Genomic DNA, 23157 nt, shown 5'->3' on the forward strand with positions numbered 1-23157 from the left:
TTGCGGGTTCTTTGCCGGGAAATGCGGAGCGGCGCCGCCGAACGCCTCATTGGGGTTACTAGCTTCGTGAGTGGCCGTACGAGGCGTCTTCGGGGGAAGCGTGGGCGACACGGGCACAACAGCGTTCTTGGAGCAGGACAGGACCGAGCCGACAGCGTTCTTGGCACAAGACAGGACCGAGCCGACGTTTTCGCCGGTTCGCGGGCTACGGAAGCTGCTGCTGAAGGAGCAGTCCGAAGCCGACCTGGCCCGGCGGAGGTTCCGGCTACGGCAGGGACATTCCCGGGCGGCCGTCGAAGGGGCCGAGCGGTCATACCTTTTCGGGTACAACGCCGCTCTTTCCGATGAAGCCGACAGGATCGACGAGGTTGCTCCGGAGCAGCGGAGCTTCGCCTACGAGGGGGCCGGTGCCGCGTGCACCGTGCTCGACCTGCTCACCATGACTCGGGGCCGGCGCCTTCACGAGCTACTGGCCGGCCCCGCCCAGCTCCACCCGTACGCCGTGCACCTCGGTGCCGGGCGCGGCTACGCGCTGCTGCGCGTGCGGCCCATGTGGGGCGTACGGCGGGCCCATCCGTTGTTCCGGTGGCTGGCCGTGGATGGGTTCGGGTTCCAGCGGAGCCTGACGCGGGCCGATCGGATGGTGGGCGAGCGGGCCATGCCCGACCTGCTCACCCGGAGCCACTGCGCGATCTTCGACCAAGGGCTGGGGCGGCTGCTCTGGTACCACGAGTGCGCCTCACCGGACGACGTGGCGGCCAGGATCGCCGCCTACCCCGCAGGCCGCCGGGCCGATCTGTGGAGCGGTGTCGGGTTCGCCGCGACGCACACGGGTGGCGCGAACGCCGATGAGCTGTGGTGGCTGACCGACCACGCGGGGGCCGACGGGTTCCGGGCCCATCTGGCTCAGGGGAGCGCGTTCGCCGCCTCGGCCAGGCTCCAGGCGGGGGCGCTGCCGGACCACGTGGCGCAGGCCGTACCGATCCTGGCGGGGGCGGAGCCCGACGAGGCCGCCGGGTGGACCGAGGGGGCGCTCATCGCGCTCGGCCACGACCCGCACACCCACGAGGACTTCCAGTCCTGGCGGGCCCACACCCGCAGAGCATGGACCCGCCGCCGGACGCGGCACTAAACGCCTGGCGCCACGCGCTCCAGGACGCGCAGCGAGCCCTCCACCGAGGTCTCGGTGAACGCGCCCGAGGCCAGCGCCCGCAGATAGACCTGGTAGGGAGCCTGACCGCCGTCGGCCGGATCCGGATAGATGTCGTGGAAGACCAGCGCGCCGCCGGCCATGACGTGCGGCGCCCAGCCCTCGTAGTCGCGCGTCACCGGCTCCTCGGAATGGCCGCCGTCGATGAACAGCAGCCCCAAAGGCGTGTTCCAGAGCCGGGCCACCTGCTCGGAGTGGCCCACCACGGCGATCACCTCGTCCTCCAGCCCGGCGGCGGCGATCGTCTGGCGGAAGGTCGGCAGCGAGTCCATTTTGCCGAACCGCGGATCGACCAGCGTCGGGTCATGGTGGGCCCAGCCGGGCTGGATCTCCTCCGAGCCGCGGTGGTGGTCCACGGTGATGACCACGGACCCGGCCAGCCGGGCCGCCGCCCCGAGGTAGACGGCCGACTTGCCGCAGTAGGTGCCGATCTCGCAGATCGGCCCGAGCTTGCCGTACTGGCAAGCCGCCTCGAACAGCGCCAGGCCCTCCTTCTCCGGCATGAAACCCTTGGCTTGCTTGGCTGCGAATCGCAGTTCAGGCGGCATCGTCATAGGGATGCACCCTAGTAGAACCGAACAACATTCCAGCGCCCCCTTGCCCGCCATTCTGCAACCTGTTCTACTTGGCAACGTGAATCAGCGCGCTCGCATCGCGATGTCCGGAGACGAGGTCACCGCCTTCCTCGAAGGGGCCCGCAAGCTCCAGCTCGCGACCATCAACCCTGACGGTACGCCCCATCTGGTGACCATGTTCTACGGCCTCGACGAGGGGCGGATCGTCTTCTGGAGCTACGCCAAGGCGCAGAAGGTCCGCAACCTGGAGCGCGACCCACGGGTGAGCTGCCTGATCGAGACCGGCGAGGACTACAACGAGTTGCGCGGCGTCCTGCTGTACGGCGAGGCCAAGCGTATCGACGAGCCCGAGCAGGTCCTGGCCGTCGGCATGAAGGTCACGCGCAGGATGACCCCGGACGTGCCGGACGAACTTTTGCGGCCATATGTCGAACAAACTGGGCGGAAACGGGTCGCTTACCTTGTCGAGCGCACCAAAGTGGTCTCATGGGATCACAGGAGGCTCACATGAGGGTCAAGGTAGATGAGATGGTGTGCGAGGCCAATGCGGTGTGCATGGGGCTCGCACCCGAGGTGTTCGACGTGGACGACGATGACCAGCTCCACATCCTGCTCCCGGAACCACCCCCCGAACTCCTGGACCGCGTCCGCCACGCAGTCCGGTCCTGCCCCAAAGCCGCTCTTTCCCTAGAGGAATAGCCGGAGGAGGAACTCCCCATGCGCGCCGCCCTTCTGCACGCCGTAGGCGACGACAAGCTGGACATCCGCGACGATGTCACCCTCACCCCCGTCGGCCCGACCGACGTACGGGTGCGGATCAAGGCTACGGGCGTCTGCCATTCGGACCTGTCGGCCATGTCCGGCGTGCTGCCGCAGCCCGTACCGCTCGTCCCGGGTCACGAGGGCGCGGGCGAGGTGGTCGAGGTGGGCGAGCATGTTTCCTCGGTCCAGCCGGGCGATCACGTGATCATCAACTGGCGCCCGTCCTGCCAGGACTGCGAGCTGTGCCTGGGCGGCCAGCCGTACCTCTGCATGAAGTACGTGATCGAGTCCTTCACCAAGGGCAACTTCCGCTTCGGCGGCGACCAGACGGCGTACGGCATGGCCGGATGCGGCACCTGGGCCGAGGAGATCGTCGTCCCCTGGCAGGGCGCGATCAAGATCGACACGGACATCTCGTGGGAGGCGGCCGCGCTGATCGGCTGCGGCATCACCACCGGCGTGGGCGCCGCACTCAACACCGCCAAGGTACGCCCCGGCTCGACCGTCGCCGTCGTCGGCTGCGGCGGCGTCGGCCTGTCCGTCATCCAGGGCGCGCGCGTCTCCGGCGCCCGGACGATCCTGGCGATCGACCCGCTGGAGTCCAAGCACGAACTGGCCAAGAAGGTCGGCGCCACCCACGCCGTCACCCCCGAGCAGGTCCCCGAGGCGGTCAACGAGCTGACCGGGGGCGGCGGCTTCGACTACGGCTTCGAGGTGGTCGGCAAGGCGGCCACCATCCAGAGCGCCTGGCAGGTCACCCGCGCGGGCGGCGAGGTCATCGTGGTCGGCGCGGGCGCGGTGGACGACATGGTGTCGATCTCCGCGTTCAGCCTGCTGTTCGAGGGCAAGAACCTGCTGTCCAGCCTGTACGGCGAAGCCGACGTGCGGCACGCCTTCCCGTACTTCGCCAAGCTCTACAAGGCCGGCCAGCTGGACCTGGAATCCATGATCAGCGCCCGAATCCGGCTGGCCGACCTGAACGACGCCGTGGCCGCGCTCAAGGGCGGCGAGGTGCTGCGCCAGATCGTCCTCATGGACTAGCGCGCACCGCGGCCGCCAGCTCCCCCAGACGCTGAGCGTCAAGCTGACCGGCCCGGCTCATCCTGACATATGTGGCGTATCTGGCACCCGGCCGCAACAGCGTGACCTCGGTGTCCGTCCGTACGGCAGGCACCCCGCCAACCGTCGCGTTGGGCTTCGCCGCATCGGCGGCGTTCTCGACGCCGACCTCCACCCACTCGCGCTCGTCGCCGTAGCGGAGCCCGACCCGGGCGGGCTCCGCTCGTTGCGGGTACGACGCGACCGTTCCGGACAGCGGCCCGGCCGGCCCACCGTCCGCCAGGGTGAAGGGCACCTCGACGCGATCTCCGGTGATCGGCAGCACGCTCTGCGCGACTCGATGGGCGGTGTCCTCGTCCATCCGGGCTCCCTTGACGGACACGACGCCCCACGCGCCCGGCGCCCACTCCCAGACCATCTCCGCTGCTCCCGACCTGAGCAGCGGCCTGGACGGCCAGTAGGCGGGCCGCCCGTTGACGGGCGGCGCCGTCTCGCCGTCGGACGGCGACAGGGCGGCGAACGGGCTCCGGCCTCGTGGATACATCTCCACGAGCGCGTCCGCCGTGTCCGCCTTCGCCGGATCCGCCAGGCGCAGGCGCACCCGCTGGTGGTCGTACCCCGTCTCATAGGAGTCGGGAGTGAAGCCGCCCGCCGATCCCACCGTGAACATGCGGGTCAGCACGTCGAACCCGGCCGGGCGGCTGATCGGCTGGGGTTCCGGCGGCCGTGCCGTACGTCCCAGCGCGGTGCCTCCGACGATGACCGCGACCACCGCGCCCACGCCGGCCGCCGCGCTCATGACCCGGCGCGCCCTGACCCGGCGCCGCCCGGTGCGCATGGCGCGGGCCAGGTCGATCGTGCCGCTGCCTGGGGGCTCCGCCTCGCGCAGCGGGTCCAGCAGCCGCCTGTCAACCGGCTCAGAGCCGCCCATCACGCGCCACCCCCTCCTCGACGAACATCCGATCCCCCAGCAGGTCGCGCAGCGTGGCCAGCCCACGCGCCGACTGGCTCTTGACCGTCCCCGTGGAGCAACCGAGGATCTCCGCCACTTCCGACACCGGCAGGTCGTACAGGAAGCGCAGCACGAGCACCGCCCGCTGGCGTGGCGGCACCTTGGCCAGCGCCGCGTGCACGACCGATCGAGTCTCCAGGTCCGGAGGCTTCGTGCTCCGCGTGCCCGGGAGCTCGTGTGCCATCCCGCTGAGGCTGACCCTCGTCCACCAGCCGAGCCGCTGGTCGTTGAGAAAGCAGCGCACGAGCATCGCGTCCACGTAGCGGTTCAGGTCGGTGGCGGCCTTGGCGCGCTTCCAGTGGATGTAGAGCCTGGTGATGGCCATCTGGACCACGTCGTCGGCCCGGTGCGTGTCCTTGCACAGGTAGAAGGCGAGCCGCCGGAGTGACGCCAGTCGCGCGGTCACGTACTCGACGTACTCCTGTTCCTGAGCGGGCTGCATCGATCACCTCCTCGCTCTGTGTGACACGGCCGGGCGGGCGAAAGGTTGCAACCCTGGCGGTCCTATACGTCCCAGATCCAGACGCCGCCCTCCTGGCGGCCGGGGCCGAGGAGGTCGGTCAGCGTTCGCAGGAGCTCGGCCTGCCGCTGGTGCGGGCCGAGGACCACGGCATCGGCTCGCCAGTACGCGAGGTCCGCGCGGGCCTGGCGGCGTTCGGCCGCGCCGATGGACGGCACCTGGCCACTGTCGCGTACGTCACGCAGCAGGGACGCGGTGGGACGGGGCGCGGTGCCGTACACACCCTGCCGGTCAGGTCCGTAAGGGCCGACGAAGTAGCCCTCGGGCAGGGAGAAGCCCAGACCGGCGTCGATCTGCCAGCGCAGGGCAGTGGCATCGGCCGCGTCGGGCGGCGGCGCCGGCACCAACGCGCGGCCCTCGCGCACGTGCCGCCGCCAGAGACCGGCGGTAAAGAACTCCGGGGTGGCCGGCCGGTCAGCCGCGACCAGCGGCTTGGGCGCGAGCGGCACCAACGCCTCGGCCAGGGCCAGGCCGAGCAGCACCCGCGCGGGGGCGCCGCGCCACGAGGCGGCGATCACCCGGTCGGCGGCGACGGCCAGCAGTACGGCCATCGCGGGCACGCAGACGATCGCGAACCGCGACTCCAACACCGACTCGAACATCGGCAACCGCGACATCACCTCCCACGGCCCCGCGAGACCCAATTTTTCGCCATAAAAGATGATCTCTGGACCGAGGGAGAACGCCGCCGCCACGACCACGACCGCTCCGAGCGGGATCACGACGGGGACGCGCCGCAGCCACACCACGAGGCCGATGACCAGGATGACCAGCGGCCAGCCGAAGAAGGCGTTCTGCTCGGTCGGGTTCAGCGAGAGCGACCCCGCCACGGTGGCGTCCCCCGCCAGCGAGCGCCCCGCGAACGACACCAGAGCGCGCACGTCGTTGCCCGCCGGCCCGTGGATCAGGCTCGCGTAGCTCTGCGGCCCGGTGAACTGGAACACCAGCGCGGGACCGGCCAGAGCCAGACAGACCGTCGCCGCCACTGCCACGCCCACGACCACCGGCCGCGTCGGTGGGCGGACCGCGAGCGCGTACCCGAGACCGAAGACCGCCAGTCCGGTGGCGGCCAGCAGCAGCACCTCCTCCCCCAGGAAGATCTGGTACGCGATGAGCACCCCGAGGATCACGCCATCACGCAAGATCCGCCGATGCCGGTGCAGCAGCACGAGCCGGTGGATGACGAGCGGGATCACGAACACCACGACGAAGTTCGGGTGGGCGTTGGCATGCGAGACGATCGGCGGTGCGAACGCGCAGAACACGGCCCCGATCGCGGCGGCCGCGCGCGTGGCCACCAGTTGCCTGGACAGGAGCCAGTACCACGCGAAGGCGCTGCCCGCGAGCCCGCCGGTCAGCACCACCGCCCACGTGGCCGACGGCCCGAAGGCCAGCGTCAGCGGCGCCAGCGGGATCGACAGGCCCAGCATGACCGTGTTGGCCATGAGGTTCACGCCAAGCGGATGGTTCTGCAGCGTGGTGAACAGCGGCGACTCGCCGTTGAGCAGGTTGTGCGCGGTGACGGAGAAGAACCACTCCCACTGGTTCTGGTCCTGGCCGCCCTCGATCAGGTAGCGGCGTGCCGGATCGGCCCAGAGATGCGCGTAGACCAGCACGGCCAAGGCGAGGAAGGCGGCGGCGAACCCGAGATCGGCGCACCCCCGCCTGAGGTGCGGGATCACCGACGCCCGGCGAGCACTCGGCACAGCTCGATGAGCATCCGCAGGTAGTGATGCGGGCGCAGCTTCGACCCCGGCTGGTGCGCCCAGCGGACCGGAACCTCCCTGACCACCCAGCCCCGCCGGGAGAAGGCACGCAGAATCTCCACGTCGAATCCCCAGCCGTCCACCCTGGCCCGGCTGAACGCCAGCCTGGCCTTCTCACCGTCGAACAGCTTGAACCCGCACTGGGTATCGGCCACGCCGGGTACGGCGCTCGCCTGGATCAGCCGGTTGCCCAGGGTGCCGAGCAGCCTTCTGACCACGTGCTGAGGCGTCTCCACCCGGGCGCCGGGGCAGGCGCGCGATCCGATCGCGGCATCGGCGCCCAGCGCCAGCGTGGCCCGCAGACCGGCCAACTCCTCGATCGGCGTGGCCAGGTCCGCATCGGTGAACAGCACCTGGCCTCCCCTGGAGGCGAGCACACCGTGGCGCACCGCGCACCCCTTGCCCTGGTTCGCGGGCCGGCGAAGGACACGGACGCCCGGCTCGTCCCGGGCGACCCGAAAGGCCAGCGCGGCCGTGCCATCCGTCGAGCCGTCGTCGACGACGATGAGCTCCCAGCGCAGTGATGTGCCGCGAAGATAGCCGAGCACGGCCGTGAGCGTCGCGCCGAGCCTGCGTTCCTCGTTGTAGGCGGGAATGACCACCGACAGGTCGATGGCGACGGGCTGAGCCGCGACGACAGGCGCCCGATCGAGTGTTGCCTCGCTCATACCGTGGAGACAGGGCCGGACGTCATCCAGGTTGCAGCGAAGGGCAGACCGGCCGCCGCGCGGCGGCCGGCTCGATGGTCACCAGGCGACCGGGAGCGACACCGGCCCGCGGATGACCATGCCGCTCTTCCAGCTCAACTCCTCCCCTGCCACGGCCAGCCGCAGGCCGGGCAGGCGCCGGAGCAGCGCGGCGAGCGCCACCTGAAGCTCCATCCGGGCCAGTGGCGCCCCGGGACAGAAGTGCGGGCCGTGGCCGAAGGCGAAGTTCGGCTGCGGCTTGCGGGTGAGGTCGAGCCGCTCCGGGTCCTCGAACACCCCGGGATCGCGGTTGGCGGTGTAGTAGGCCGGGAAGACCGGCTCGTCCGCGCGTACGGTGCCGCCTTCGAGCGCCACGTCCTCGGTGGCGTACCTCGGGATGAACGTGGCGGCGGTCGCCGTCACCGGGACGTACCTCAGTAACTCCTCGACCGCGTCCGCCAGGTCCACCTGCCCCTCACGCAGCAGGGCGAGCTGGTCGGGGTGGGTCAGCAACGCGTACGTGAAGTTGGCGATCTGCGACGCCGTGGTCTCGTAACCGGCGGCCAGCAGGGTCATCAGGAAGCCGATCAGCTCCTCCTCCGACAGGCTGTCCCGCTCGTCACGCGCCCGCACCAGAGCGCCGATCAGGTCGTCGGTAGGGGACTCGCGCCGGCGCGCCACCAGCCGCGCCAGGTAGCCACCGAGCGCGGCCAGCCGCGCCGTCTTCTCCTCCAGCGGTATCGCGGTCGTCGTCATGTACGCGTCGGCCCAGGACCGGAAGGTCGCCCGATCCTCGTACGGCACACCCAGCAGCTCGCAGATCATGGTCGCGGGCAGCGGCACGGCGTAGCCCTCCACCAGGTCGGCCGGTGGCCCTTGAGCCGCCAGCCGATCCAGCAGGTCCTCGACGATCTCCTCGGCGCGGGGCCTCAGCAGTTCGACCCGGCGCGCGGTGAACGCCTTGCCGATCAGCCGCCGCATCCGCGTGTGCTCCGGCGGGTCGAGGTCGGAGAGCCCGCCGGGCACCGGCTCCGGGTACATGCGCGGCGCGTCCCGGCCCACCGCAGCGGCCCTGCTGAAGCGCGGGTCGGCGAAGACCGTACGGACGTCGTCGTAGCGGGTCGCCAGCCAGGCCGGCTCGCCGTACGGCAGCTGAATCCGGGCCAGTGGCTCGTGCTCGCGCAGCCAGCCGTAGGTGTCGTCCAGTTCCAGTTGGTACGGCATGCCGAGCGGATAGTCCCTCATGGCCCCACCTCTCACCAGGTGACGAGCAGTCTGGCCCACGCTTTCACCAACCCTCCAGGCTGTCCAGATCATCGAAGGACAGGGAGTTGACCTGTGTCAGGCCATGTCGGCGGCGGTCGGCGGGGCTGTGACTCACGCGTGTGCGGCGTACGGGGAACTGCAACAGGCCGAAGGGTGCCGGACACTAACCAAGGTGTCCGGCACCTTTCGGCAAGGAGACTCTGTGACACACCGAGATCGCTTCGAAGCGGTCTATGACGCGTACTATCCGGCGATACATCAGTACGCCGCCCGCCGTACCAGCTCCCCCGACGACACCGCCGACGTCATCTCCGAGACGTTCCTCACCGCCTGGCGGCGCATCGGCGACGTGCCAGAGGGAGAGCGGGCACTGCTCTGGTTATACGGGGTGGCCCGCCGCGTACTGGCCAACCAGCAACGCGGCGCGTCGCGCAGGGCCGGGCTCGCTGAGCGGCTTCGCGACGAGCTGGCCGCCGACCGGCCCGTCAGACCGGTCGATCTGGAGTACGTACGCGCCGCCTTCGACGAGCTGCCCGAGCGTGACCGCGAGGTCATGGCACTGGCCCACTGGGAGGGTCTGAGCAGCGAGCAAATCGCCAAGGTTTTGGGATGTACGGCCGTCGCCGCCCGGACCCGGCTGCACCGGGCGCGCAAGCGGCTGGCGGCGGCGCTGGAGCGGCCGACGTCCTCGACGATCGCGATGGGGGAAGCATGAGTGACATCGACAACCTGATGAGGGCCATCGATCCGACCCCGCACGCGCCGGAACAGGGGCCCGGCGCGCGCGAGCTACGTGCGGCGATCATGGCGACGCCGGCTCCGGGCCGCCGACGGTCCTGGCTTCCGCAACGGGGAACCTTCGGACTCCGCCGGCCTGTCCTGGCATCGGCGGTCACCGCCGCGGCCGTGGCCGTGGCGATCGGCGTCGGCCTGCCGGCCGGGGGGCCGGCGACCGAGTTCGCCAACGCGGCCGTCTCCATCAAGCGGGCCGAGGACTCTTTCAGCGTCACCATCACGGACCCGGCGGCCGACCGCCGGCGCTTCGAGGAGGCGTTCCGGGCGGTCGGGTTGAACGTCACGGTGAAGGTCATCCCGGTGGCACCGGACGAGGTCGGCAAGCTGCTCGGCCCAATCGTTCCGGAGGGCTTCAAATGGCACGGAAGCATTGGGGTGCAGGACGTGACACCTTGCGCGTCGGTGTTCTGCGGCAAGGTCTGGATGCCCTCGGACTTCCCCGGACGCGTCGTCTTCGGGGTCGGCCGTCCCGCCAAGCCGGGCGAACCCTATGCCGAGGACGCCGCTTTCGATCCCGAGGGAGAGGAGGCCATGGACGGCTACACGACTCATGGCAAAACGGTCGCGGCCGTGCGCGCCGAGGCGCGCCGCCGTGGATTGAAGATCGGCTACCGCCTGGTGTGGAGCTACCCTGGCGGCGGCTTCTCCGACCAGCCCGTCCCCGCGGACCGGATCAAGGACGGCTGGATCGTCAGCGGTTCCCGCGACCACAGCTCCGACACCGTCGACCTCTACGTCCTCCCTGGTGCCGGCGCCAGTCCCGCCCCCGACCCGCTGAAGGTCAGAACACCTCAGTGGTACGACGACCTCACCGACTGAGGAACAGCGCCCTGTCACATTTCCCGCGGTTGGAACGTCTTATAGGTAGCCGCCCGTAGGTAGCCGCCCGTTAGTCCAGGCGTCCGTTAGTCCAGGCGTCCGCGCAGGGGAGATGAATCCTGTTGGTGTCCATCCCGGAAGTCCCATACACCGACCCCGCCAGCTGGCGGATCGCCATGGAAGCCAGTGCGGCGAGCCTGTCGATGAACACCCTGAACGGTCCTCGACTCCTCGACGAGCTGCCGTGGTTTCAGGGTTCCTTCCGGCTGACTCCGGCCGGACTGCCGGCGGGATTCACCCTGCGACTGCCGCTGCCGACCCGCCCGGCGTGGCTGCGGGAGGAGGAGACGGCCGAACTGCTGTGGGAGTCGGTGAGCCTCGAAGCCGCCGGGATCCCGAACCAGTTCAGCGGGCGGACCCGGCTGCGGCTCGGCCGACGGGAGACCTTCACGAGCGTGTCCGCTCTGTGCGCCAAGATTCCCGTCGGCCGTTCTGGCCGTCCCTACCTGAAGATCGTCCTGGAGACGGTGTTTCCGTCGTTGAGCCTGCGCTGGCCGCGCGAGGCACGGCTGCGGCTGCGTCCGGTGACGCTCAAGCTGTTCAGCGAGATCCGTCTCGCCGCGACCACCCCGCCGTCGTGATCCCGAGCCCATCCGTCACTCGGCCGCCTTGGGCCGGTAGGAGGCGATGATCACGCCGCTCTTCATGACCTTGGTGTCGACCAGCTCGAACGACGCCTTGAAGTCCTTGAGCGGCGTCGTCACGCTCTCGGCGCCTTCCAGCACCGGGGTGATCCAGAACCGGACCTCGTCCAGCAGACCCGCCCTGATGAGCTGAGTGGTGACCGAGCCGAACCCGTACTGCAGGATGTCCTTGCCGTCCTGGGCCTTGAGCTTGGTGACCTCCTCGACCAGGTCGCCCTGCAGCACCTCGGTGTTCTTCCACGTGGGGTCGGTCAGGGTGGTCGAGGCGACGTACTTCTTGACGTTGTTGAAATAGGCCGCGCCGGTGGTCGGGTCGCTCTCGTCCCGGGTCGGCCAGGCGGCGGACATGCCGTCGTACGTGGCACGGCCCATCAGCAGCGCGTCGGCGCCATTCGTCTGCTCACCGGCGAATGCGGCAGCCTCGTCGTCGAAGTAGGGCATCGTCCACATCGGGTTCTCGATGACGCCGTCGAGGGTGATGTAGGTCGAGTTGATGATCTTGCGCATCGGGATCTCCTCAGTGTCGGGGTGCTGCTCGGTGACACCCACAACATCTCAGGTCCCGCTGACGATTCTCTTAAGATGCCCTACTCGGCCGATCTTCAGTTAATGGATCAGCGTACGGTCGTCGCCCGCGCGATCCAGCTCTCCGGCCCTGTGGCCGTCGTCGAGGGGGACCTTCTCGCCCCCGTACGCCTTCGACATCCGAGCGCGCAGTCTGCCCAGTGGGCCGCGCATGCCCTTCGGCGGGATGCCCGCGCTGTCGGGCTCGGCGACCGCCAACATCAGGACCGGCTCCTTGCCCCGTACGTGCGCCTCGATGTCGTCCGCCGCCGGCATGTGGGCCTCGACGAACTCACCGCTGGGCAACCGCTTGATCACACCCGATTCGACGCCATGGGAAATGATGCCCGCGTCGTAGCGCTGGAGCCCCAGACAGATCCGGTACGTGATCACATACGCCAGCACGGGCGCCACGAAGATCAGCACCCGGCCCGCGTACGTCGTCGCATTGAGGCTGATGTGGAAATAGGCGGAGATCTCGTCGTTGGCACCGAAGAGCCAGAGCACGCCATAGAACACGATGGCCGTCATGCCGATCGCCGTGCGGTGCGGGTTGTTGCGCGGGCGGTCGGCGAAGTTGTGCTCGCGCTTGTCGCCCGTCACCCACTGCTCCAGGAACGGATACAACGCCAAACCCGTCAAGACGATACCCAGCGGCGCCAGTGCCGGGATGATGACGTTGAGCGGCACTGTGCCCGCATGAGACGTACCGAACAGGTTGATCTCCCACGGAGGCATGATGCGCAACGCGCCTTCGAGGAAGCCCATGTAAAAGTCGGGCTGCGAACCCGCCGACACGTCGGCGGGCGTGTAGGGCCCGAACAGCCAGATCGGGTTGATCTGGGCGAAGGTCGCCAGCCCCGCGATCACCCCGAACGTGAACAGGACGTACGCGCCCGCCTTGGCCATGAACGCCGGATAGAACGGCGCACCCACCACGTTCTGGTTCGTCTGCGTCTTACCGGCCATCTGGGTGTGCTTCTGCATCCACATGAGCACCAGGTGAGCGGTGACCAGCGCCAGGATGATGCCCGGGATGAGCAGGATGTGCAGCGAATAGAACCGGGAGATGACATCTCCGCCCGGATACTCCCCGCCGAACAGGAAGAACGTCGCGTACGTACCGACCAGCGGCAATGAGACCAGCACACCTTCGGTGATCCGCAGACCGGCGCCGGACAGCAGGTCGTCGGGCAGCGAATATCCGGTCAGCCCCTCAAGGAGCGCCAGCGTCAGCAGCAGCACGCCGATCACATGGTTGAGCTCGCGCGGCTTGCGGTAGGCGCCGGTGAAGAACACCCGCAGCGCGTGCACGATGGTGCTCGCCACGAAGATCAGCGCCGCCCAGTGATGCATCTGCCTGACCAGGAGGCCACCCCGGACGTCGAAGCTGAGCTCCAGCGACGACGCGTAGGCCTGGGACATCAGGACGCCTTTGAGCGGGGCGTACGACCCGTCGTAGACGATCTCCGCCATGCTGGGCTTGAACCAGAACGTCAGGAACGTCCCAGTCAGCAGCAGGAAGACGAACGCATACAGCGCGATCTCCCCCAACAGGAACGTCCAGTGGTCGGGGAAGATCTTGCGCATGTTGCGCTTGATGAAGTTGGCCGCGCCGAGGCGCTCATCGAGCCAGTTCGAGGGGCTTGAGACGGCGTTCGGGATGGTCTTGAGCTCGTTCATCCGTTATCTCCGCTCACACCGACCGCCATGTCAGGCACTGTGGGCATGTCGCTCCCCGTTCTCGTGGACACCTCGCTACATAGACGCCACAGAGGTCCGAAATGTGACATGTCCGCCCGCGCTGAGCACCCTCCACACCCATGACAAAGGGGCCCGGTACGCTGCCGGGCCCCTTCTTGAGGTGGCTAGAAGTCGAACTCTCCCCGCTTGGCGCCGTCCATGAACGCCGCCCACACCGACGCGCTCACCACGTAGGGCTGCATGCCAGGCTGCTCGGTGTCGCGGATACCCACGCGACCGGCGGACAGCGGGGCAACCTCCAGGCAATTTCCGTTGTCGCCCGAGTACGAAGACTTCCGCCAGCCGGCGGTCCTGAGTTCCTCGTTCAGTTCCAGGTCCATCCCTGCTCCAACCTCTCCTCGATCTTCTTGATGGACAGGCTCTGGGGAAGGGCTTCCGCGCGGCACATCTGATAGCGGAGGCCGAGGGTCTCGATCTCAGCCGGTTTGTCCCACACCTTTCCCGATACAGGGCTGTCCACGAAGGCCGCGCTCGGCCCACCTGTCATATGCGCGATCACAAAGCCTCCGAGCAGTCCAGCCGTGAGACGGGCGCTGAGCGGGAGGATCTGGATCGTGATACACGGACTATGAGCCACCTCGATGAGGTGCGACAGCTGGTGGCGGGTGATACTTTCGCCCCCGATCGGACGGTAAAGGATCGACTCATCGAGGACCGCCCAGAGTGTGGGTGGGCTGTCTCTTTGGAAGATCTCCTTGCGCGCCATCCGGGACTTGACCGCCTCCTCCACCTGGTCACCCGTGACCCCCGGTTTTCCCGCCACGATGGCTCGGGCGTATTCGGGCGTCTGCAGGAGGCCAGGGACGATGGTTGGCTCCCAGGTCCAAAGTTCGCGAGCAGTCGCCTCGATGCCGAGCCAGGGGGCGAGCGTCTTGAAGACGGACTCCCGCTTGCCGACCGGCAGGAAGTCGACCAGGCGGCCCGGCTCCAGCCCCAGTCTTTCCTCGCAGCGCTTGGCGAGCACCTCGGTCGGTGTGCGTACGGCTCGTTCGACGGAACCGACCTGGTTGGCGGAGAAACCGATCTTGTGGCCGAGTTGCCCTTGGGTCAGTCCCGCTTCGAGACGAAGCTGACGTAGTTCGTACCCGAAACGGGCCTCCGCACTGGCGTCTGGATTCAACTCTTTGGCAGGACGCATCGGGGGTTACTCCTGGTCTGATCCCACAGGATCACACAACATTTCCCACCGGAGGACTCATATCCGTGTGGCACGAGCCCTTACGGTCATCCCAAAAATTACCTGCCGGATGGCACGCTTACCAGTGTTTCAGGCCAACAATTCCCCGTGCGACACACGAATTCTCGAGATCGCGTGTTATAACGGCACAGAAATTCGGGCGAGTCAGGTGATTTCCATGCCAATGCGAGCAGAAGATGTAATTCTCATCGGAGCAACCCGGCTGCGGCGCGGCCGTATGGCGCCGAAACAGGCGCGCGCGGCTGTCGCCTGGTGGCTCGCGGACGACCATCCGACGGTGCCCGATGTGCAGCAGGTGGTCTCTGAGCTGGTCACGAACGCCTGCGAGCACGTAGAAGGAGGCCCGGACCGCGAGTGGGTCACGGTGAGCGTGGGACGCGGGAACGGCTTCTTTCGCGTCGAGGTGACCGATCCCGGCGCATTTGGCGCTGAGCCGCACATGGCCGAGCCCGCTCCCGAGGCCGAATCGGGGCGCGGTATTCGCATTGTCGCTGATCTGTCCAACGGATGCTGGGGGACTTTTGTCACCGCAGTTGATCACCGCATCGTGTGGGCCAACGTGAAGTTTCGGACGGTAAGGCCGAATGCCGAATCCACATGTCTGGAAGCCCACCATTCAGCCACGACCTGAGTGCGGCGCCGCGTCCAGGTGACGAACAGGATCCCGGGCGAACCGTCCGAAGAGCGCGCGACCGAGAAGGGCCCTCAGCGGATACCACGCGCCGTCTTCGGCGCTGGCCACCAGGCCGCGTCTGCGATCGGGGTCGCCGGTGAGCCGGTGAGCCGGGAGACGACGTCGGTGACCACGGAGACCTCGCCCTTCTCGATCGCCTGGAACCACGAGATCCAGGTCTCGATCTGCTCTCCGCTGATGCCCAGTCGCCATCGCCGTGCGAAGGCTTCCTCAAGAGTCTCGGATTCGAAGCGGTAAGGCCGACCGGTGGCCGCGGCGATCCGGGTGACCGCTTCGTCGAGAGTCAGGGCCTCGGGCCCGGTGATCTCAAGGATCGCGCCGTCGTACGCGGAGCGGGGACCCTCATCGAGCGCGACGGCCGTGATCACGTCGGCGATGTCCTCGTGGGTGACGAAGGCGGCCCGGCCGGTGCTCGCGGGGCCGCTCACGACGAATTCCTCGTCGGCGAGGGCGGCCGGCGTCGACGCGTAGATGCCCGCCCGGAGCACCGTGTGGCGGATCCCGGCCCCTGCCAGGAACTGTTCGGTCAGCCACTGGTCGCGGGCGTTGACATAGGTGGCGATGGGCGACGCGCCGACGAGGGACACATACAGGACCCGGTTCACGCCGACCGCGATCGCGGCCTCGACCACGGTGGCGTGTTCCTCCAACCGACGTCCCGTGCGATGTCCGGAGACCAGGACGAGGGTCGACGCGCCCTCGAGCGCCTCGCGCATGTCCGAGGCGTCGGCGTAGGCGGCCGGACCGCGTCGCTGGGCGCCTGGCAGTTCGGGTATGCGGTCGGGGCTGCGTCCGACGAGGAGTTGGGGGACGCCATGCTCGGCGAGCCGGGCCGCGATCCGGCTGCCCAGCGCCCCGGTCACCCCGGTGACCGCCACCGTGGCGTGGTTCGCTTCAGACATGGGTTTCCCTCTATCCGGGGTCGCTGTGGATCGCGGAGCCCCTGCTGCCGACTACGTACCTGGAAGTGGATCACAGGCGAAGGCACGACACAAGCATGTCCAGCGCCGCCCACAAGGCTCCGACCTGCCAAAACGGTGGCCGAACCGAGCTACCACGACTCCACCTGCTCAGCTGTCAACGCATCAGCACGCCGTCATGCCAACGCGCCATATCCATGATCGTCACGCGGATCCGGTTGCGGTAATGGCTCCCACATACCCGCGTATCCTCCGTGCGCAAGACCAACCGGCTGGGGCAGGCCGAGCCGGGAGGAAGCCCGACGGGCCTGACGTGGCGGTGTCCAATAAATGTCGGTTCCGCTTGCTAACCTGCGGCATTCGCCGGTGACGATCCTGCAGGAGCTCTTCCGGCAGCTCTTCGTTGCCTGATCAGAGAGGGCGTGGACCCGGTGGATGACGGCGAGAAGAACGCGCTGTTGATGTTCCTGGAGGCGCAACGGGCCAGCGTGCTGGCGATCGTTGACGGCCTCGAGGTCGAAGCCTTGTCAACCGCGGTCCTGCCCTCGGGATGGACGGTTCTGGGGCTCGTGGAGCACCTTGGCCACGCCGAGCGGCACTGGTTCCAGGAGATCGCCACCGGGCACGCCGAGCCGCTGGCCTGGCCCGACGACCACATGCCGCTGACCACACCGCGACCACCGTCCGTGGTCTTCGCGTTCTACCGGGACCAGTGCGAGCGGTCCAACGCGGTCCTCGCCGCGACTCCGCTCTCGGCTCCCCCGCGAGGACGTCACCCCGGTCCGCTCGGGGACGAGGTCACCGACCTGCGGCGAATCGTCCTGCACATGATCGAGGAGACCGCACGCCATGCGGGCCACCTCGACGCCGCACGCGAGCTACTCGACGGCAAGACGGGACTCGGGCCTCGATAGCTGGTCCGCCAACCAGGCAAGGCATGGGGTTCGCGAGGGGCGGGAGCCCCTCGCCGGGGCGGAGCCCCAAGGAAACACGCCTGAGCGCCGTCCGCGCGAAGCGCGCCACGGCGAAGCCCGCGCTTGTCGGGGGTCGAAGGGGGCGGGAGCCCCCTGGGAAGCACGCTTGAGCGCCACTCGCGCGAAGCGCGCCCGACACGCGATGACCATGCGTGTCGGGCGCGCCAGGGCAGTCAGGTCAGGTGGTGGAGAAGGCCGCGTCGAAGGCGGTGGTCGGTGGGGTGATGGCGTTGAGGCCGCGGATGTAGCCCAGTGCCTCCCGGGCCCCGTCCAGCCGGTCCATCCCCGCGTCCTCCCACTCGATCGAGATCGGGCCCGCGTACCCGATCGAGTTGAGCGCCCGGAAGCAGTCCTCCCAGGCAACGTCGCCGCGGCCGGTGGAGACGAAGTCCCAGCCGCGCCTCATGTCCGCCCACGGCAGATGGGAGGACAGGCGGCCGCGGCGGCCGTCGCCCACGCGGACGCGGGTGTCCTTGCAGTCCACGTGGTAGATGCGGTCGGCGAAGTCCAGGATGAACGCCACCGGGTCGAGGTCCTGCCAGACCATATGGGACGGGTCCCAGTTGAGGCCGAACGCGGGGCGGTGGCCGATGGCCTCCAGGGTGCGCTGGGTCGTCACGTAGTCGTAGGCGATCTCGCTGGGGTGAATCTCGTGGGCGAAGCGGACGCCCTCCTGGTCGAAGACGTCGAGGATGGGGTTCCAGCGGTCGGCGAAGTCCTGGTAGCCCGCCTCCACCATCGAGGCCGGCACCGGCGGGAACATGGCCACCGTGTGCCAGATCGACGAGCCGGTGAAGCCGACCACCGTGTCGACGCCCAGCAGGGCCGCGGCTCGCGCCGTGTTCTTCATGTCCTCGGCGGCCGCCTGGCGTACGGACTCCGGGTCGCCCGAGCCCCAGATGCGGGCGGGCAGGATGGCCTTGTGGCGTTCGTCAATCGGATGGTCGCAGACCGCCTGGCCGACAAGGTGATTGGAGATCGTCCAGACCTTGAGGCCGTGCTTGTCGAGCTGGGCCCGCTTGGCGGACACGTACGACGGGTCGCTGATCGCCTGCGCCACGTCGAAGTGGTCGCCGGAGCAGGCGATCTCGAGGCCGTCGTAGCCCCATTCGGCGGCGAGCCGGCACACCTCCTCGAACGGCAGGTCGGCCCACTGGCCGGTGAACAAGGTGACCGGTCTCATATGTCCTCCACAACTGTGAAACGGCTGGAGTCAGCCGCACTACGCTCGACCGCCGCGAGCACGCGTTGCACCCGGAGCCCGTCCGCGAACGACGGTGCCGGGTCGCTGCCCTGGGCGATCGCCTCCAGGAAGTCTTTGACCTCATGGGTGAATGTGTGTTCGTACCCGAGTCCGTGTCCGGGTGGCCACCACGCCCCGGCGTAGGGGTGGTCGGCCTCGGTGACGAGGATACGTTTGAAGCCGCTGTCGCCCTCGCTGACCCACAGCTCGTTCATGGCCTCGAAGTCGAAGGCGAGGCTGCCGTTCGAGCCGTTGAGCTCGATGCGCAGCGCGTTCTTGCGGCCGGTGGCGAACCGGGTGGCCTCGAAGGAGGCCACGGCACCGCCGGTGAGCCGCCCGATGAAGAGCGCGGCGTCGTCGACGGTGACGGGCCCGGTCTCCGATGAGCCCGCCGACACGGGACGTTCCTTGACGAACGTCTCGGTGAGCGCCGAGACGCCCACGATGTTCTGGCCGGTGATGAACTGGGCGGTGTCGATGATGTGCGCCCCGATGTCGCCCAGGGCGCCCGATCCCGCCTTGTCCTTCTGCAGCCGCCACACCAGCGGAGATGCGGGGTCGACGATCCAGTCCTGGAGGTATTGGGCTCGTACGTGCCTGATCTCGCCGAGCTTGCCCTCCTCGACGTAGCGCCGGGCCAGCGCCACCGCGGGCACCCGCCGGTAGTTGAAGGCCACCATGCTCTTGCCGGTCGACGAGGCCGCCGCCCGCACCATGGCCTCCGCCTCGGCCACGCTGTTGGCCAGCGGCTTCTCGCAGAGCACGTGTTTGCCGGCCTCCAGGGCGGCGATGGCGATCTCGGCGTGGGAGTCGCCCGGCGTGCAGATGTCGACGATCTGCACGTCGTCGCGTTTGACCAGTTCCCTCCAGTCGGTCTCGGTGTCGGCCCAGCCGAGCCGGGCGGCCGCGGCGGCGGTGTGCTCCTCGGACCTACCGGCCAGCACCGCCATGCGCGGTGCCAGCGGCAGGTCGAAGAAGGCGCCGACGCTGCGCCATGCCTGGGAGTGGACGCGGCCCATGAACGCGTAGCCGATCATGCCCACGCCGACGGTGGTTTGGTCTGACATGCAACCCCCGATCAGGATTCGAAGCCGAGTGGCAGGTATTTCTCGACGTTCTCCTTGGTAATGGTCTCCGACGCGAGCGTGATCGACTGTGGCACCTGGTTCTCCACCAGGTCGCTCATGCCCTTCTGCTGCGCGATCAACCTGGCCAGCTTGATGGCCGACGAGGCCATCGTAGGACTGTAGGTGACCGTGGCCTTCAGCACGGAGGTGCCTGACTGGATCTCCTTCATGGCGTTCAGGGAGCCGGCGCCGCCGACCATGAAGAACTCGTTCCTGTTCGCCTCCTTGATGGCGGCGAGCACGCCCACACCCTGGTCGTCGTCGTGGTTCCACAGGGCGTCGATCTTCTTGTGCGCCTGCAGCAGGCTGGCGGCCACCGAGTTGCCCGTCTCCACGGTGAACTTGGCGTCCTGCTTCGCGGTGACGCTGAAGCCGAACGTCTTCAGCGCGTCGGCGAACCCCTTGCTGCGGTCCTGGGTCAGCGGGAGCGTCGCGATGCCCTGGATCTCCACGATCACCGGATTCGAGACGCCCTTGTCCTTGAGCTGCTTGCCGATGTACTGGCCGGCCGCGACGCCCATGCCGTAGTTGTCGCCGCCGATCCAGGTGCGGTACGCCAGCTTGTCGGGGAAGATCCGGTCGAGGTTGACGACCGGGATGCCGGCCTGGGTGGCCTGGAGCGCGACCTGGTTGAGCTGCTGGCCGTCGTTCGGCAGGATCACCAGGGCGCTGACCTTGGCCGCGATCAGCGACTCGACGGCGGAGATCTGCTGGTTGATGTCGTTCGTGGGCTCGACGGGCTTGAAGTCGACGTCCGAATACTGCTTGGCCGCGGACTCGGCGTTCTTGGCGATGGCCGCGATCCAGCCGTGGTCGGCGGCGGGCGCGGAGAAGCCGATGACCACTTTGGTGCCGGGCTGGTCGTTGCCGCTGGCCGCGGGCGCGGGAGCGGGCGCCGCCGACGAGGGCGCGGCGGCGGGCTCGTTGCTGGTGCAGCCGGCCGCTAACATCACGGCTCCACCGACCAGGAAACCCCTGCGCGCGACGTTGTTGCTCATGGTGCTCTCTCCTTCAGGTTCCGTCGCTGGAGAAGGACGGCGACGACGATGATCAGGCCCTTGGCGATCAGCTGGTCGCTGGTGTTGAGCCCGTTGAGGATGAACAGGTTCGTGATGAGGGTGAAGATCAGCAGGCCCAGGATCGAGCCGATGATCGTGCCGCGGCCGCCCGTGAGCAGGGTGCCGCCGATGATGACGGCGGCGATGGCGTCGAGCTCGTACAGGTCGCCGTGTGTGGAGGAGCCCGTGGTGGTGCGGGCCATGATGAGGATGGCGGCGATGCCGCAGCACAGCCCGGACAGGGCGTACAGGAGCATCGTGTGCCGGCGGACGTTGATGCCGGCCAGCCGGGCCGCTTCGGGGTTGCCGCCGACCGCGTACGTGCGGCGGCCGAACGTGGTGCGGTTGAGCAGGATCCAGCCCAGCACCACGACCAACGCGAAGATGTAGACCAGCAGCGGCACGCCGAGCAGCCGCGTGGTCGACAGGTCCACGATCGCGCCGTTGTCGGACTGGATGATCTGCGTCTTGCGGTCGGACATGCGCTGGGCCAGCCCGCGCGCCGCGACCAGCATCGCCAGGGTGGCGATGAAGGGCACCAGCCGCCCGTACGCGATGAGCAGCCCGTTGACCAGGCCCGTGCCGGTGCCGACGAGGATCGCGCAGACGGCCATGACGGCCGGTCCGTACGCCTGCGTGGCCAGTGTGGTGGCCCAGACGGAGGCCAGGGCCATGGTGGCGCCCACCGACAGGTCGATGCCGCCGCCGATGATGACGAACGTGGCGCCGACCGTGATGACGCCGATCGTGGCGGCCAGCGACAGGATGCTGACCAGGTTGGAGGTGGTGGCGAAGTTCTCGGGCTTGGTGACCAGGCCGACGATCGCGAGCAGTACCAGCGCGACCACCAAACCCAGGTGCCGTGCCTCTCCGAGCCAGGCCAGCGGACCGGGCGCCCGCACGGCCAGGCGGTTCTGCGGGCCCGCTTCTGCGGGGTTGCTCATCAGGCGGCTCTCCCATCCATGATCATGTCGAGCACGCGATGCTCGTCGAGCTCTTGGGCGTCGCCCTGGTGGATGACCGTCCCCTCGCGCAGCACCAGCACGCGGTCGGACAGGCCGAGCACCTCGGGCACCTCGCTGGACACCAGCAGCACGCCGATGCCCTGGTCGGCCAGCCCGCGGATCACCGCGTACAGTTCGGCCCTGGCCCCGACGTCCACGCCCCTGGTCGGCTCGTCGAGCAGGAGTAACTTGCGCCCGCCGAGCAGCCAGCGAGCCAGTACGGCCTTCTGCTGGTTGCCGCCGGACAGCGTCTTGATCGGCCGTTCGGGGTCGGGCGGGCGGATGTCGAGCATCTCGACCAGGCGCCGCGCCTCGGCCTTCTCGCGCACCCGGTTCATCCAGCCGAACGTGGCGAACTCCGGCAGGCTGCCCAGAGTGATGTTGGCGGTCACGCTCTGGTCGAGCAGGAGCGCCTGGGCCTTGCGTTCTTCCGGGGCCAGGCCCATGCCTTGCCGTACGGTGCCGACGACGTCGCCCCGCCGCACGGCCTTGCCCGACAGCAGGACGCGCCCGGAGGCGCGACGGGCGCCGTAGACCGCCTCCAGGATCTCCGAACGGCCGGAGCCGACCAGCCCGGCCAGCCCGACGATCTCACCGGCGCGCACCGAGAACGACACGTCGGCGAACGCGCCCGGCGAGCTGAGTCCTTCGACACGCAGCACCTCCTCACCCGGAGACTCGGCGGCGCGGGGCGGGAAGACGTACTCGACGTTGCGGCCGGTCATCAGCGAGACGATCTCGGAGGTCGGCGTGTCGCGGGCGGGCAGGCCGACGGCGACCGTGCGCCCGTCCTTGAGCACGGTGACCCGGTCGCCGATCTCGCGGATCTCCTCCAGGCGGTGGGAGATGTAGACGACGGCGACGCCCTGGGCGGTGAGCTCGCGGATGATGCGGAACAGGTTGGCCACCTCGTCGTGGGCCAGCGCGGCCGACGGCTCGTCCATGATGATCAGACGGGCCTCGTGGGAGAGCGCGCGGGCCATCGAGACGACCTGCTTGGCGGCCGGTGCCAGCCGCCCGACCTCGGCCTTCGGCCGGATCTCCGGGTGGCCGAGCCTGGCCAGCACCGCGGCGGCGGCCCGGTTGGCCGCTCCCCTGTTCACGAAGCCGGCGCGGGCGTGCTCGTGGCCCAGGAAGATGTTCTCCGCGACGCTGAGCCCGTCGACGAGGTCGAGTTCCTGGTAGATGGTGGCGAAGCCGAGCCTGATGGCGTCGATCGGGCTGCCCGCCCTGACCTGCGCTCCGTTGAACTCGATCGTGCCCTGGTCTGGCTGGTGGACCCCGGCCAGCACCTTGATGAGCGTCGACTTGCCCGCGCCGTTCTGGCCGAGCAGACAGTGCACTTCGCCGGCGCTCACGTCGAGGTCCACCCCGTCGAGCGCGCGCACGCCGGGGAACTGCTTGACGATCCCCCTCATGACCAGCATTGGGGTCCCT

25 protein-coding genes are annotated in these 23157 nt (G+C 68.7%); 9 read left to right on the plus strand and 16 right to left on the minus strand.

Features of this window, described 5'->3' with window-relative positions:
• Positions 1-127: 127 nt before the first annotated feature.
• Complete coding sequence (locus AB0B64_RS18945; protein ID WP_358178649.1) at positions 128-1132, plus strand: DUF1702 family protein; 1005 nt, start codon at positions 128-130, stop codon at positions 1130-1132.
• On the opposite strand, the gene AB0B64_RS18950 is transcribed toward AB0B64_RS18945, so the two are convergent.
• A complete protein-coding gene (locus AB0B64_RS18950; protein WP_357950747.1) occupies positions 1129-1758 on the minus strand; it encodes a class I SAM-dependent methyltransferase in 630 nt (209 codons plus the stop codon). The genes AB0B64_RS18945 and AB0B64_RS18950 overlap by 4 nt on opposite strands.
• Positions 1759-1843: 85 nt before the next feature.
• Here AB0B64_RS18950 and AB0B64_RS18955 point away from each other — a divergent pair, with 85 nt between their 5' ends.
• From AB0B64_RS18955 to AB0B64_RS18965, 3 genes are read left to right on the plus strand one after another with little or no spacing between them, the layout of a single operon-like run.
• On the plus strand, positions 1844-2296 hold the full coding sequence (locus AB0B64_RS18955; RefSeq protein WP_357949834.1) for a pyridoxamine 5'-phosphate oxidase family protein: 453 nt from the start codon (positions 1844-1846) through the stop codon (positions 2294-2296).
• Positions 2293-2484 (plus strand): ferredoxin, encoded by a 192-nt coding sequence (locus tag AB0B64_RS18960; RefSeq protein ID WP_357949832.1) that lies wholly within the window; start codon positions 2293-2295, stop codon positions 2482-2484. Before AB0B64_RS18955 ends, AB0B64_RS18960 begins: the two co-directional genes overlap by 4 nt.
• 18 nt (positions 2485-2502) lie before the next feature.
• The gene (locus AB0B64_RS18965; RefSeq protein WP_357949829.1) at positions 2503-3588 is read left to right on the plus strand and encodes a Zn-dependent alcohol dehydrogenase; all 1086 of its coding nucleotides are present in this window, start codon (positions 2503-2505) and stop codon (positions 3586-3588) included.
• On the opposite strand, the gene AB0B64_RS18970 is transcribed toward AB0B64_RS18965, so the two are convergent.
• The 5 genes from AB0B64_RS18970 to AB0B64_RS18990 all read right to left on the minus strand — a co-directional run bounded on the left by AB0B64_RS18970 (position 3578) and on the right by AB0B64_RS18990 (position 8835).
• Positions 3578-4537 (minus strand): hypothetical protein, encoded by a 960-nt coding sequence (locus tag AB0B64_RS18970; RefSeq protein ID WP_357949826.1) that lies wholly within the window; start codon positions 4535-4537, stop codon positions 3578-3580. The genes AB0B64_RS18965 and AB0B64_RS18970 overlap by 11 nt on opposite strands.
• Positions 4524-5060, minus strand: coding sequence for a SigE family RNA polymerase sigma factor (locus AB0B64_RS18975; RefSeq protein ID WP_357949822.1), 537 nt, complete (start codon positions 5058-5060; stop codon positions 4524-4526). Before AB0B64_RS18975 ends, AB0B64_RS18970 begins: the two co-directional genes overlap by 14 nt.
• A gap of 62 nt (positions 5061-5122) precedes the next feature.
• Positions 5123-6844 carry a glycosyl transferase gene (locus tag AB0B64_RS18980; protein ID WP_358178651.1) on the minus strand — a complete coding sequence of 574 codons (1722 nt, stop codon included), beginning with the start codon at positions 6842-6844 and terminating at the stop codon, positions 5123-5125.
• Complete coding sequence (locus tag AB0B64_RS18985; protein ID WP_357949816.1) at positions 6817-7572, minus strand: dolichyl-phosphate beta-glucosyltransferase; 756 nt, start codon at positions 7570-7572, stop codon at positions 6817-6819. Before AB0B64_RS18985 ends, AB0B64_RS18980 begins: the two co-directional genes overlap by 28 nt.
• 78 nt (positions 7573-7650) lie before the next feature.
• On the minus strand, positions 7651-8835 hold the full coding sequence (locus AB0B64_RS18990; protein WP_357949814.1) for a cytochrome P450: 1185 nt from the start codon (positions 8833-8835) through the stop codon (positions 7651-7653).
• Between the two features lie 103 nt (positions 8836-8938).
• Between AB0B64_RS18990 and AB0B64_RS18995 the strand changes: the two genes are divergently transcribed.
• The 3 genes from AB0B64_RS18995 to AB0B64_RS19005 all read left to right on the plus strand — a co-directional run bounded on the left by AB0B64_RS18995 (position 8939) and on the right by AB0B64_RS19005 (position 11111).
• Positions 8939-9571 carry a sigma-70 family RNA polymerase sigma factor gene (locus AB0B64_RS18995; protein WP_357949812.1) on the plus strand — a complete coding sequence of 211 codons (633 nt, stop codon included), beginning with the start codon at positions 8939-8941 and terminating at the stop codon, positions 9569-9571.
• Positions 9568-10470 (plus strand): hypothetical protein, encoded by a 903-nt coding sequence (locus AB0B64_RS19000; RefSeq protein WP_358178653.1) that lies wholly within the window; start codon positions 9568-9570, stop codon positions 10468-10470. Before AB0B64_RS18995 ends, AB0B64_RS19000 begins: the two co-directional genes overlap by 4 nt.
• Before the next feature lie 125 nt (positions 10471-10595).
• A complete protein-coding gene (locus AB0B64_RS19005) occupies positions 10596-11111 on the plus strand; it encodes a hypothetical protein (RefSeq protein ID WP_358178655.1) in 516 nt (171 codons plus the stop codon).
• Between the two features lie 15 nt (positions 11112-11126).
• On the opposite strand, the gene AB0B64_RS19010 is transcribed toward AB0B64_RS19005, so the two are convergent.
• The 4 genes from AB0B64_RS19010 to AB0B64_RS19025 form a co-directional block, all read right to left on the minus strand.
• Positions 11127-11681, minus strand: coding sequence for a dihydrofolate reductase family protein (locus AB0B64_RS19010; RefSeq protein WP_358178657.1), 555 nt, complete (start codon positions 11679-11681; stop codon positions 11127-11129).
• A gap of 99 nt (positions 11682-11780) precedes the next feature.
• Positions 11781-13421, minus strand: coding sequence for a cytochrome bc complex cytochrome b subunit (locus tag AB0B64_RS19015; protein ID WP_358178659.1), 1641 nt, complete (start codon positions 13419-13421; stop codon positions 11781-11783).
• A gap of 185 nt (positions 13422-13606) precedes the next feature.
• Complete coding sequence (locus AB0B64_RS19020) at positions 13607-13822, minus strand: DUF397 domain-containing protein (protein ID WP_358178660.1); 216 nt, start codon at positions 13820-13822, stop codon at positions 13607-13609.
• The gene (locus AB0B64_RS19025) at positions 13807-14640 is read right to left on the minus strand and encodes a helix-turn-helix transcriptional regulator (protein ID WP_358178662.1); all 834 of its coding nucleotides are present in this window, start codon (positions 14638-14640) and stop codon (positions 13807-13809) included. The genes AB0B64_RS19020 and AB0B64_RS19025 overlap by 16 nt, the downstream gene beginning before the upstream one ends.
• 109 nt (positions 14641-14749) lie before the next feature.
• Here AB0B64_RS19025 and AB0B64_RS19030 point away from each other — a divergent pair, with 109 nt between their 5' ends.
• Positions 14750-15331, plus strand: coding sequence for an ATP-binding protein (locus tag AB0B64_RS19030; protein WP_358178664.1), 582 nt, complete (start codon positions 14750-14752; stop codon positions 15329-15331).
• Positions 15332-15405: 74 nt separating this feature from the next.
• Here the strand turns inward: AB0B64_RS19030 and AB0B64_RS19035 are convergent, their stop codons facing one another.
• Entirely contained in the window at positions 15406-16296 is an 891-nt protein-coding gene (locus AB0B64_RS19035) for an NAD(P)H-binding protein (protein WP_357949788.1), read from the minus strand.
• Between the two features lie 440 nt (positions 16297-16736).
• Here AB0B64_RS19035 and AB0B64_RS19040 point away from each other — a divergent pair, with 440 nt between their 5' ends.
• Positions 16737-17228, plus strand: a complete 492-nt coding sequence (locus tag AB0B64_RS19040; RefSeq protein WP_357949786.1) for a DinB family protein — start codon at positions 16737-16739, stop codon at positions 17226-17228.
• A gap of 238 nt (positions 17229-17466) precedes the next feature.
• Here the strand turns inward: AB0B64_RS19040 and AB0B64_RS19045 are convergent, their stop codons facing one another.
• Genes AB0B64_RS19045 through AB0B64_RS19065 form a run of 5 tightly spaced genes read right to left on the minus strand, consistent with a single transcriptional unit; the run spans position 17467 to position 23147 of the window.
• Positions 17467-18471, minus strand: coding sequence for a sugar phosphate isomerase/epimerase family protein (locus AB0B64_RS19045; protein WP_357949783.1), 1005 nt, complete (start codon positions 18469-18471; stop codon positions 17467-17469).
• On the minus strand, positions 18468-19598 hold the full coding sequence (locus AB0B64_RS19050) for a Gfo/Idh/MocA family oxidoreductase (RefSeq protein ID WP_358178666.1): 1131 nt from the start codon (positions 19596-19598) through the stop codon (positions 18468-18470). Before AB0B64_RS19050 ends, AB0B64_RS19045 begins: the two co-directional genes overlap by 4 nt.
• An 11-nt stretch (positions 19599-19609) precedes the next feature.
• Positions 19610-20656 (minus strand): substrate-binding domain-containing protein, encoded by a 1047-nt coding sequence (locus AB0B64_RS19055; RefSeq protein ID WP_357949776.1) that lies wholly within the window; start codon positions 20654-20656, stop codon positions 19610-19612.
• On the minus strand, positions 20653-21660 hold the full coding sequence (locus tag AB0B64_RS19060) for an ABC transporter permease (protein WP_225292217.1): 1008 nt from the start codon (positions 21658-21660) through the stop codon (positions 20653-20655). Before AB0B64_RS19060 ends, AB0B64_RS19055 begins: the two co-directional genes overlap by 4 nt.
• Positions 21660-23147, minus strand: coding sequence for a sugar ABC transporter ATP-binding protein (locus AB0B64_RS19065; RefSeq protein ID WP_357949772.1), 1488 nt, complete (start codon positions 23145-23147; stop codon positions 21660-21662). The genes AB0B64_RS19060 and AB0B64_RS19065 overlap by 1 nt, the downstream gene beginning before the upstream one ends.
• Positions 23148-23157 lie beyond the last annotated feature (10 nt).

Origin of the sequence: Nonomuraea sp. NPDC049129 (assembly GCF_040648495.1) — a bacterium.
GTDB lineage: Bacteria > Actinomycetota > Actinomycetes > Streptosporangiales > Streptosporangiaceae > Nonomuraea.

Coding starts and splice junctions, on each gene's coding strand:
- AB0B64_RS18985 (WP_357949816.1), bottom strand. CDS start 7,572: ATGAGCGAGGCAACACTCGATCGGGCGCCTGTCGTCGCGGCTCAGCCC.
- AB0B64_RS19030 (WP_358178664.1), top strand. CDS start 14,750: ATGGCACGCTTACCAGTGTTTCAGGCCAACAATTCCCCGTGCGACACA.
- AB0B64_RS18990 (WP_357949814.1), bottom strand. CDS start 8,835: ATGAGGGACTATCCGCTCGGCATGCCGTACCAACTGGAACTGGACGAC.
- AB0B64_RS19055 (WP_357949776.1), bottom strand. CDS start 20,656: ATGAGCAACAACGTCGCGCGCAGGGGTTTCCTGGTCGGTGGAGCCGTG.
- AB0B64_RS18965 (WP_357949829.1), top strand. CDS start 2,503: ATGCGCGCCGCCCTTCTGCACGCCGTAGGCGACGACAAGCTGGACATC.
- AB0B64_RS19050 (WP_358178666.1), bottom strand. CDS start 19,598: ATGTCAGACCAAACCACCGTCGGCGTGGGCATGATCGGCTACGCGTTC.
- AB0B64_RS18970 (WP_357949826.1), bottom strand. CDS start 4,537: ATGGGCGGCTCTGAGCCGGTTGACAGGCGGCTGCTGGACCCGCTGCGC.
- AB0B64_RS19060 (WP_225292217.1), bottom strand. CDS start 21,660: ATGAGCAACCCCGCAGAAGCGGGCCCGCAGAACCGCCTGGCCGTGCGG.
- AB0B64_RS18960 (WP_357949832.1), top strand. CDS start 2,293: ATGAGGGTCAAGGTAGATGAGATGGTGTGCGAGGCCAATGCGGTGTGC.
- AB0B64_RS19010 (WP_358178657.1), bottom strand. CDS start 11,681: ATGCGCAAGATCATCAACTCGACCTACATCACCCTCGACGGCGTCATC.
- AB0B64_RS18995 (WP_357949812.1), top strand. CDS start 8,939: ATGTCGGCGGCGGTCGGCGGGGCTGTGACTCACGCGTGTGCGGCGTAC.
- AB0B64_RS19045 (WP_357949783.1), bottom strand. CDS start 18,471: ATGAGACCGGTCACCTTGTTCACCGGCCAGTGGGCCGACCTGCCGTTC.
- AB0B64_RS19065 (WP_357949772.1), bottom strand. CDS start 23,147: ATGCTGGTCATGAGGGGGATCGTCAAGCAGTTCCCCGGCGTGCGCGCG.
- AB0B64_RS18975 (WP_357949822.1), bottom strand. CDS start 5,060: ATGCAGCCCGCTCAGGAACAGGAGTACGTCGAGTACGTGACCGCGCGA.
- AB0B64_RS19000 (WP_358178653.1), top strand. CDS start 9,568: ATGAGTGACATCGACAACCTGATGAGGGCCATCGATCCGACCCCGCAC.
- AB0B64_RS19015 (WP_358178659.1), bottom strand. CDS start 13,421: ATGAACGAGCTCAAGACCATCCCGAACGCCGTCTCAAGCCCCTCGAAC.
- AB0B64_RS19035 (WP_357949788.1), bottom strand. CDS start 16,296: ATGTCTGAAGCGAACCACGCCACGGTGGCGGTCACCGGGGTGACCGGG.
- AB0B64_RS19020 (WP_358178660.1), bottom strand. CDS start 13,822: ATGGACCTGGAACTGAACGAGGAACTCAGGACCGCCGGCTGGCGGAAG.
- AB0B64_RS19025 (WP_358178662.1), bottom strand. CDS start 14,640: ATGCGTCCTGCCAAAGAGTTGAATCCAGACGCCAGTGCGGAGGCCCGT.
- AB0B64_RS18950 (WP_357950747.1), bottom strand. CDS start 1,758: ATGCCGCCTGAACTGCGATTCGCAGCCAAGCAAGCCAAGGGTTTCATG.